This is a genomic window from Paenibacillus sp. Y301 (assembly GCF_059445505.1).
Window position 1 is genome coordinate 1 of sequence record NZ_JCAIUL010000046.1, and the last position, 940, is coordinate 940.

At 38.4% G+C, this 940-nt stretch carries 1 protein-coding gene; it reads left to right on the plus strand.

Going from position 1 to position 940, the window contains the following annotated elements:
* The first annotated feature begins 53 nt into the window (after positions 1 to 53).
* Complete coding sequence (locus AC1D69_RS25015) at positions 54 to 761, plus strand: SDR family NAD(P)-dependent oxidoreductase (protein WP_495458814.1); 708 nt, start codon at positions 54 to 56, stop codon at positions 759 to 761.
* Positions 762 to 940: the final 179 nt, after the last annotated feature.

The following is a 940-nucleotide window of genomic DNA, read 5'->3' on the forward strand; positions in this document are numbered from 1 at the left end:
AATGCGCAACGTTATATGAAAGGGACGCAATAGAAATAGCAGGAGGTATATCGATGAAGAAAATCCTTATTACAGGTGCAAATCGTGGTTTGGGCTATGAATTACTAAAAGTTTATATTAATTCAGGAAGCATTGTTTATCCTTTAGTTAGAACTAGAGAATCTGCAGAGCTTTTAATACAAGAGTTCACAATAAATTGTTACCCAATTATTTCAGATTTGAATACAGACGATTCTATATACAAAATCGACAATTCCTTAAAAGAAATAACTACATCAATAGATATTTTAATTAACAACGCTGGGATTTCGGGTAGGGGTAGCTTAATTGAGGAAGTAGACACAGATGAGGTAAATAACTTGTTCAATATTCACTGTCTTGGGCCTATTCGAGCAGTAAAAGGCAGTATAAAGTATTTGCGCAATTCAGAAAGCCCTAAAATAATAAATATATCTTCTAGACTTGGTTCTCTAAGTAGGGTGGCATCAGGTGAATTCAATGGAATGGGATTTTCGTATTCTTACCGAATGGCAAAAGCTGCACAAAACATGTTAACAATCTGCCTTAGTCAAGAGCTAAAAAATGAAAATATTATGGTAAGCGCAGTTCATCCAGGAAGATTGATAACTAGAGGAGGTTCGCCTGACTCAGATACTTATCCTTCAGTTGCAGCCGAAAACATATATAAGTGGATAGGCGAAACTAATATTGAGTCAACCGGAAAATACATGGAACCCAACGTTAAAGAGATTGCTTGGTAGTAGGTCGAAGATGGCGACCCCATCATATAACAAAGCATTTCTACTTCGTCGCTGGCGCTCCTTGGTCGCCAAGAGGGATATCGAAGAAGATTATTCAGGCGACACATTCAACCGGCTAAGTCTGACGACCCGAACCTACGGTCCTTAAGCCGTTTGGACGTCAGAAATGCGCAACGTTA